Below are 8,207 nucleotides of genomic sequence, written 5' to 3'. Positions count from 1 at the left end.
TTTTTGCGGAGTATATAATTTGTAATATTTGAAATAATAACAATTAGATTTAAAGTAGTAATTTTAGCTGTAGAAAGGAAGAGAGTATGTTAAAATTATTGCTACTGATCAGTTTTGGCTTGTTAACTTTGTTATATTTACTACCTATTAAATTAGAGATTGATTTTAAGCGCCAAAATGAGAAGGATAATTGTCGCATTGAACTTGATAGTTTATTATTCAGTCATAAATTAGAATTATCTTATCTTCAGTTACAAAGTATTTTATACCCTTTCTTTGTTATTAAAGGTCAGTTGCGAGGTTTGCTAGATCGAGAGTTATTAATGGCTGAGGAATTAGAAAAGGATGAACTAGAGAAAATAATTAATTATCTGGATAAGATAGAAGGAATCATCAATAGAATTGAGCCTATTTCATTATTGACTAGTAACTGTACTTATTTTCTCTGGCGGACTAGGTTTGGATTCTCTAATCCTGCTCTGACTGGAATGTTAGCTGGAACTTTATGGAGCTTAAAGGGCGCAGTGGTTGGCAGTATAAGCAATGTTTTTACGTTTAATACTCTACCAACTATTGCAGTGGAGCCTAATTTTGATCAGGTAGAACCGGTCCAGTTTGAAATTAAAGGTATATTCAAATTTAGATTAGGAAATATTATACTTATAGGAGCCCGAATCCTGTTTGAGGATTTTAAAAGGAGGTTACAGCATGGGTGATCACCCAATTGGCGGACTAATGGATGCAGCAATGGATAATATCCAACAGATGGTAGATGTCAATACAATTATTGGTGATGCAGTAGAGACTAAAGATGGAACAGTAATCATCCCTGTTTCCAAGGTTAATTTTGGATTTGGAGCTGGTGGGGCTGAGTATTCTGTCCCCGAAAAGAAAGAAAAAAAAGATAAGAAGAAAGAAGATAACCAACAGACAGGTTTTGGCGGTGGAAGTGGGGCTGGAGTTATGCTTAATCCAATGGCTTTTTTAGTAGTTGATGACCAACAGGTGCGATTATTACGGGTTAGTGATAATGCAACGTTGGATCGGTTATTAAATTTAGCTCCTCAATTAGTAGAGCAGCTTAAAGGATTCCAACAAGAGAATAAGCAAGAAAATCAGCCCTCAAACCAAGGAGGGCAGGATAATTTTTAACTTAGCTAAATTACAGGCTGAGTTTGAGTTTTTAACTCAATCTCAGTCTAATTTCAAGTTTACTATTGGAGGTGTAGAGATGAAGAAGTCTTGGGTTATAATCTTAGTTGTGCTTATAATGTTATTAGCTATTAGTCAACCTTCCTTAGCTCGACCACAAGTCAGTGCTAAGTCAGCTATTGTAATTGATGTAGAAACAGGTAAGATATTATATCGAAAGAATATTCATCAACGGCGACCACCTGCTAGTACAACTAAAATTATGACTGGTATTTTAGCAATTGAAGAAGGAGATTTAAATGACCAAGTAACAGCTAGTAAACAAGCTGCTTATCAAGGTGGATCTTCTATTTATTTAACTCCGCAGGAAAAATTAAGTTTACGAGAAATGGTTTATGGATTACTAGTTAAATCAGGTAATGATGCTGCTGTAGCTATTGCAGAACATATTGGTGGCTCTGTAGAGGAATTTGCTCGGATGATGAATTGGAAAGCAAGAGAGATTGGAGCTTTGCAGACGACTTTTCAGAATCCTAATGGGTTGCCTAATGATAATCATTTAACTACTGCTTATGATTTGGCCCAGATAGCTCGTTATGCTTTACATAATGATTTTTTTGCTCAAGTAGTATCCACCTCTAAAAAAAGAGTTTCTTGGCCTCAACACAGTTGGGATCGAATCTTAAAGAATACTAATAAGTTATTAACTCGTTCGGAGATGGTAGATGGAGTTAAGACTGGTTATACTAAAGCAGCTGGTAGATGTCTAGTGGCTTCTGCTACCCAAGATGGTCGGCAATTAATTAGTGTTGTCTTAAAGAGTAATCAGATGTGGCAGGAGTCCTTAGATTTATTAAATTATGGATTTAAAGACTACCAAAGAGTTAGAGTAATCAAAGCAGGTGACGTTATTAAGCAAGTAGAGTTAAAAAATGATAACCAGTTACGTTTAACTGCAGCTAAAGATTTTACTTTAGCTGTATCTAAATATCAAGAAACAAGGATTAAGAAAGTAATTAAAATTAATGATCAACTCCAGCTTCCAATTGCTGCTGGAGACAAGTTGGGTACAGTAGGAATTTATGACCAAGAGGAGAAATTATTAGGTAGAGTGGAGTTAGTAGCTAATAGAGATATTCCCGCTTCTGGTCTACAACATCTGTTTAATCAAGCTGCAAGCAGGATTCAGACCCACTTTTAGTGAAAGTAATTAGTTGGGGTGATAGATGATGGAAAGATTACATAAAGTAATGGCTCAAGCAGGTATAGCATCAAGACGAAAATCAGAAGATATAATTGCGCAAGGTAGAGTAGAAGTTAATGGAGAAGTGGTTACTGAATTAGGGGCTCAGGTTGATCCTACTCAGGACCAGATCAAGGTAGATGGTAAAGAGTTAACCGAAGAGGATCCAGTTTATATTTTATTAAATAAACCACAGGAAGTAATTACTACTGTAGATGACCCACAAGGAAGAAAGACAGTAGTAGATATTGTGGATGTTCCAGAACGAGTTTATCCAGTAGGTAGACTGGATTATGATACGGAAGGATTATTATTATTAACTAATGATGGTGCGGTAACCTATGCTTTAACGCATCCTAGCCATCAGGTAGATAAGAAGTATATAGCTACGGTAGAGGGTGCGCCTGATGAAGATGCTATAGAAAAGTTAGAATCAGGGGTAAAGTTATCTGACGGTTGGACAGCGCCAGCTGAAGCTGAATTGGTTGTTGAGATGGGGAGTCGATCTATTCTTTCTTTAGAGGTCCATGAAGGACGAAAACACCAGGTCAAAAGAATGTGTAAAGAAGTAGGCCATCCAGTGTTAGAGCTTAAGCGGATTAAAGTAGGGCCTTTGACCTTAGGTGAAGAACTAAAACCAGGTGATTATAGAGAGTTAACTGCTGAAGAGATAGATCAATTACAGGAGATTGTCAAGCAGGTTAAGCAAAATGAGTAAACGGGATTATATAATTCCTGTTTTTGTGCCTCATTTAGGTTGTCCCCATGATTGTGTCTTTTGTAATCAAGAAGAAATTACTGGAGTTGATAACTCTGTTACAGCTCTAGAAGTCAAACAACAGATTGATGATTATTTAGCTACTATCCCTTCTACAGCTAAACGGATTGAAGTAGCTTTTTTTGGAGGTAGCTTTACAGGGATAGAAAAAGAAAAACAAGAGAAGCTATTAGCTGTTGCTTATAAAAGATTACAACAAGGGGCCTTAACAGGAATTAGATTATCAACTCGTCCCGATTATATAACTAGGGAGATACTTGATCTTTTACAGGAGTATGGAGTAACAACAATCGAATTAGGAATTCAATCAGTAGATGATCAGGTTTTAGAGGCGGCAGGTCGAGGTCATACTAGAGCAGATGTAGTATCAGCCGTGGAGCTGATTAAGGAGTATCAGTTTTCTTTAGGACTCCAGATGATGCCTGGCCTGCCAGCTAGTAGTGTAGGATCCGATTTACAGACAGCCCAGGAATTAATTACTTTAGGGCCTGATTTTGTTAGGATTTATCCTACTTTAGTAATCAAAGGAACTGAATTAGAAGAGTTATATAACCAAGGAGAGTATCAGCCTTTAAGTCTCGCGCAAGCAACAGATTTGACAGCTGAGCTATTGACTTTGTTTAATCAAGCTCAAATTCCAGTGATTAGAATTGGTTTACAGCCTTCTGAAGGTATCAATCAAGAAGAAGTTGTAGCTGGCCCTTTTCATCCTTCCTTTAGACAACTAGTGGAGTCAGAATTGATGTTACAGCAGATAACAGCTAGGATTGAACAGCCAGATAAATTGACTTTAGTAGTTCATCCTAAAGATGTCTCCAATCTGCGCGGACAGAAGAATAAGAATTTAGAATACTTGCGTAACCACTATAATTTAGAGGAGATTACTATTGAGACTGATAAAAGAATAACTAGAGGAGATGTAGAAATTTGTCAGGAGTAATGCTTTTTAAGCATTACTCCTTTTTTTAGTGGTGAAGAAAAAAGTAAAAAATATAATTTTTTATGCATAATCCCCAGCTCAGTTAATTATAAATTAAGTGAAGAAGTAGAATAAAGCATCCAAAGGAGGAGTACATATGGAAATGTTGAAAGTATCTTCAGATTCTAATCCTAAATCTGTAGCTGGAGCTTTAGCAGCTGTATTAAGAGAAGAAGGAAAAGCTGAATTACAAGGCATTGGAGCAGGCGCAATTAATCAAGCAGTTAAGGCTATTGCTATTGTGCGAGGCTTTGTGGCACCTAATGGGATGGACTTAGTTAGTATTCCGGCTTTTGTTGAAATTGAGATTTCTGGCGAGGAAAGAACTGCTATTAAGTTTATTGTAGAACCTCGTTAGTAGGTTATAGTTTAATCAGTAAGCAACTAACCTATCTACCATTGGGTAGATAGGTTTTTATTTTGGCTTAATTTATGCTAAAATAAAGGTTAGGTGACTAATTAATAGATGCAAAGGAGGATGTCGATGTTACTGGAGAAAGTAGAAATGAAAGGTTTTAAGTCCTTTGCTGATCAAGTGGAGGTCGATTTTGATCCTGCTATCACTGGGGTGATTGGCCCAAATGGTAGTGGTAAAAGTAATATTGCAGATGCAGTTAGATGGGTGTTAGGAGAACAAAGTGCTAAGGCCTTACGTGGTAGCAAGATGAAGGATGTAATCTTTGCTGGTAGTGAGCAAAGAAATTCTTTATCAGAGGCTGAAGTTTCTCTTATCTTGGATAATAGCCAAGGAGAGTTCGATATAGATTATGATACGGTTAAGATTACTCGGCAAGTTAGTCAAGACGGTAGAAGTGATTATTTAATTAATAATAATCGCTGTCGTCTTAAAGATATTAAGACTCTGTTATTAGATACTGGAATTGGTAAAGAAGCTTATTCAATTATTGGCCAAGGAAAAGTAGATGCTATTTTAAATGGACAAGCTACTGATCGACGAGAATTATTTGAGGAAGCAGCAGGAATTACTGAACATAAACAGCGTAAAGAAGAGGCAGTTGATAAATTAGAGGATACAGATCAAAAACTACAGCGGATTGAAGACATAGTTAATGAGATAGAACGTCAATTAGATCCGCTAGCTGAGGAAGCAAAGAAAGCTAAAGAGTATAAAGAGTATCAGGGCCAACTTGAAGATATAGAAGTAAATCTGTTACTAAATAAATACGCTAATTTAGAAGATGAACTTGATGATAAGATTGCTACTAAACAACAGTTATCTCATCAAGTGACGAATACAAAGGCTGAAGTTAGTGAGCAGGAGATGAAACTAAGTAATACTCAGGATAAGTTAGATCAGTTAATAACTCAGTTAGAAGAGCAACGAAATGACTTATTTACAGTTAGAAGTAAGGTAGATAGTTTAGAGAATAAATTAGAATTAACTGTAGAGCGCAGATCAGATCTTAAACAACGCAAGGAGCAACTTAAAGAGGAGAATCAGGAGCTAGAGGCTAAGATAGAGTTGGCCCAAGAGAAGATAGCTGACAAAGAAGAAAGACAAGAAGAGTTAGTTACCTTGTTAACGGAGAAGGAACAAGAAATTGCTGCTAAAAAAGACAAGCTAGAAGAGATCAAGACAGCTTTGACTGATAAGTTAGCTGCTAAAGAAGAGCTGAGAGATAATCATGTCCAACAGACAAGCCAGATTAATAATCAACAGTACCAACTAGAGACAATTAATAAGGATTTAAAGCGTTATCAGGAGCAAAAGGAAGAATTAGTAACAGCTAAGAAAAAGTTAAACAATGAGCTAGAAGCAGCTGCTGAGAAAAAAGAAAACCAAGAAGAGAAGTTAACTAAGATAAAAGAAAACTTGAGTACTTACCAACAAGAGTACGAGGAGAAATCTCAGTTGCAGGAGAAATTGGAAGAAAATTTTCAGGAGTTAGAAACTAAATATCAAAACTTAAAACAAAAAGTCGATAATAAAAAGTCCAGACTCCAGGCCTTAGAAGGGCTAGCTGAGAATTATGATGGTTACTACCGCGGTGTTAAAAAGTTGTTACAAGCTGCTGATAATAAGCAGTTGACTGGAATTTGTGGGGTAGTAGCTAACTTAATTGATGTAAATAAAAAACATGAGACTGCTATTGAGGTAGCGTTAGGGAGTGCGTTACAAAATATAATTGTGGAGAATGACCAGGCTGGAGAAGAAGCAATTGAGTATCTTAAACAGGGGAATAGAGGACGAGCTACTTTATTACCTTTAAATATAGTCAGTAGTCGTAATTTAAACCAGCGAGAAAAGAAAGCTTTACAAGTGGAAGGAGCAATTGGTCGAGCTGCTGACCTGATTGATTATGATGAGAAGTATGCTCCAGCTATTGAGAATTTATTAGGTCGAGTGATTATAGCTTCTAATATCAGCCAAGCAGTAGAAGTTTCTAAGGCAGCTAAGCAAAGAGTTAAAGTAGTTAGCCTAGAAGGCGAGATAGTGCGTCCTGGAGGAGCAATGACTGGGGGCAGTTATAACCAAAATAATAATTTATTAGGTCGTTCGCGAGAAATCAAACAGTTAAAACAGGATATTAAACAACAGAGCGCTCAACTACAAGAAATAGGTGATTTAGGAGTTAAGAAACAACAGGAACTACAGGAGATTAAAGATGATTTAGAGGAATTAGAGGAGCAACTCCATCAATTGCAGATAAATAAGACAACAGTAGAAAAGGATTATCAGCAGGTGGAGACTAAAGTTGACAGATTACAAGAAGAGGTAACAAATCACCAGCAACAGCTTAGTGATCTAACAGCTGAAATTTCGGAATTAAAAACAAAACAGCAACAATTAACTGCCAGTTTAGATCAATTGTCGCAAGCAGATGATTTAGAAGAGGAGTTATCTAGTCTAGAAGCAGAAATTAAGCAATTAGAGGAAGAAAGAGAAGCAACTAAGGAACAAATTACTGATTTAAAAGTCAAAATTGCTTCTTTAGAACAACAACAACAGCAGGCTACTGAGGCAGTTAAGCAGCAAACAGACTCCATTAGTCAGTTTAGAGAGGAAATCAATCAGAAAGAAGCTGCAATTGTTCGTCTAGAAAAAAAGGCGGAACAGTTAGCCAAAAAAAGAGAAGAGTTACTAACAACAAAACAGGAAAAACAAGCCGAGGTAACTAAAATAAATAACCAGATTAAACAGTTACAAACTGATAAACGACAGACTAAACAACAATTGACAAGACTGCAAGATGAATCCCAGGAAGTTAAAGAAGAATTGGCTGAGTTACAAGAAGAATATAATCAAGTAGAGGTTAAGGTAGGGCAATTAGAAGTTAAATTAGATAATATTGCAGATAGATTAGAGCAGGAATATCAATTAGAAGTTTCTGATAAATTAGATGATAGAACAGAAATTTCAGATTATAAAGCAACTGAAAAGAAAATTAAAAAATTAAAAAGTAAGCTGAAAGCTCTAGAGCCAGTTAATTTAGGAGCAATAGAGGAATATGATAGTTTAAGTGAACGGTATGACTTTTTACAAGAACAGCACCAAGATTTACTAGAAGCTAAGGAGTCGCTCCAAAAAGTGATTAATGAGATCAACCAAGAAATGAGAGATAAATTGGGGACTACTTTTCAAGAAGTTAAGCAGGAATTTGAGACTATATTCACTGATTTATTTGAAGGTGGAGTAGCAGAATTGGCACTGACTGATAAAGATAATATTTTGACAACAGAGATTGAGATTAATGCTCAACCCCCCGGGAAACAATTACAGAAATTATCTTTGATGTCAGGAGGAGAGAAGGCTTTAACTGCTACAGCTTTAATTTTTGCTTTATTACAAGTTAATCCTAGTCCCTTTTATATCCTAGATGAGTTAGATGCTGCTTTAGATGATGCTAATGTTAATCGCTTTGCTGATTATTTAGAAAAATTAGCAACTAAGACGCAATTTGTTGTCATTACTCATCGAAAAGGAACAATGCAAGCAGCTGATGCTTTATATGGTGTAACTATGGAAGAATCAGGCGTCTCGCAGCTTGTTTCTTTACAATTGAGTGAGTTAGCAGGATAAAAAGAGATAGTAG

7 protein-coding genes are annotated in these 8,207 nt (G+C 36.2%); all 7 read left to right on the top strand.

The features are described from left to right. Window positions 1-86 precede the first annotated feature (86 nt). Window positions 87-716, top strand: a complete 630-nt coding sequence (locus ACYQ3D_RS04510; RefSeq protein WP_459836681.1) for a DUF2953 domain-containing protein — start codon at window positions 87-89, stop codon at window positions 714-716. Then, window positions 709-1,152 carry a GerW family sporulation protein gene (gene ytfJ / locus ACYQ3D_RS04505; RefSeq protein WP_459836679.1) on the top strand — a complete coding sequence of 148 codons (444 nt, stop codon included), beginning with the start codon at window positions 709-711 and terminating at the stop codon, window positions 1,150-1,152. The genes ACYQ3D_RS04510 and ytfJ overlap by 8 nt, the downstream gene beginning before the upstream one ends. Before the next feature lie 79 nt (window positions 1,153-1,231). Beyond that, on the top strand, window positions 1,232-2,353 hold the full coding sequence (locus ACYQ3D_RS04500; RefSeq protein WP_459836677.1) for a D-alanyl-D-alanine carboxypeptidase family protein: 1,122 nt from the start codon (window positions 1,232-1,234) through the stop codon (window positions 2,351-2,353). A 28-nt stretch (window positions 2,354-2,381) separates the two neighbouring features. After that, window positions 2,382-3,113 (top strand): pseudouridine synthase, encoded by a 732-nt coding sequence (locus ACYQ3D_RS04495; protein ID WP_459836674.1) that lies wholly within the window; start codon window positions 2,382-2,384, stop codon window positions 3,111-3,113. Further along, window positions 3,106-4,113 (top strand): elongator complex protein 3, encoded by a 1,008-nt coding sequence (locus tag ACYQ3D_RS04490; RefSeq protein WP_459836671.1) that lies wholly within the window; start codon window positions 3,106-3,108, stop codon window positions 4,111-4,113. The genes ACYQ3D_RS04495 and ACYQ3D_RS04490 overlap by 8 nt, the downstream gene beginning before the upstream one ends. Before the next feature lie 136 nt (window positions 4,114-4,249). Continuing rightward, a complete protein-coding gene (locus tag ACYQ3D_RS04485) occupies window positions 4,250-4,510 on the top strand; it encodes a stage V sporulation protein S (protein WP_459836668.1) in 261 nt (86 codons plus the stop codon). A gap of 126 nt (window positions 4,511-4,636) precedes the next feature. Beyond that, complete coding sequence (gene smc / locus ACYQ3D_RS04480; RefSeq protein ID WP_459836665.1) at window positions 4,637-8,194, top strand: chromosome segregation protein SMC; 3,558 nt, start codon at window positions 4,637-4,639, stop codon at window positions 8,192-8,194. The last annotated feature ends 13 nt before the right edge of the window (window positions 8,195-8,207 follow it).

The organism is Halanaerobaculum tunisiense, from assembly GCF_054657635.1.
The sequence above is the reverse complement of the archived record's forward strand: the minus strand, read 5'-3'. Positions and strand labels throughout refer to the sequence as shown.

Excerpts from the sequence above, each read along its gene's own strand:
- ACYQ3D_RS04510 (WP_459836681.1), top strand. The coding sequence starts at position 87 with ATGTTAAAATTATTGCTACTGATCAGTTTTGGCTTGTTAACTTTGTTA.
- ytfJ (WP_459836679.1), top strand. The coding sequence starts at position 709 with ATGGGTGATCACCCAATTGGCGGACTAATGGATGCAGCAATGGATAAT.
- ACYQ3D_RS04500 (WP_459836677.1), top strand. The coding sequence starts at position 1,232 with ATGAAGAAGTCTTGGGTTATAATCTTAGTTGTGCTTATAATGTTATTA.
- ACYQ3D_RS04495 (WP_459836674.1), top strand. The coding sequence starts at position 2,382 with ATGGAAAGATTACATAAAGTAATGGCTCAAGCAGGTATAGCATCAAGA.
- ACYQ3D_RS04490 (WP_459836671.1), top strand. The coding sequence starts at position 3,106 with ATGAGTAAACGGGATTATATAATTCCTGTTTTTGTGCCTCATTTAGGT.
- ACYQ3D_RS04485 (WP_459836668.1), top strand. The coding sequence starts at position 4,250 with ATGGAAATGTTGAAAGTATCTTCAGATTCTAATCCTAAATCTGTAGCT.
- smc (WP_459836665.1), top strand. The coding sequence starts at position 4,637 with ATGTTACTGGAGAAAGTAGAAATGAAAGGTTTTAAGTCCTTTGCTGAT.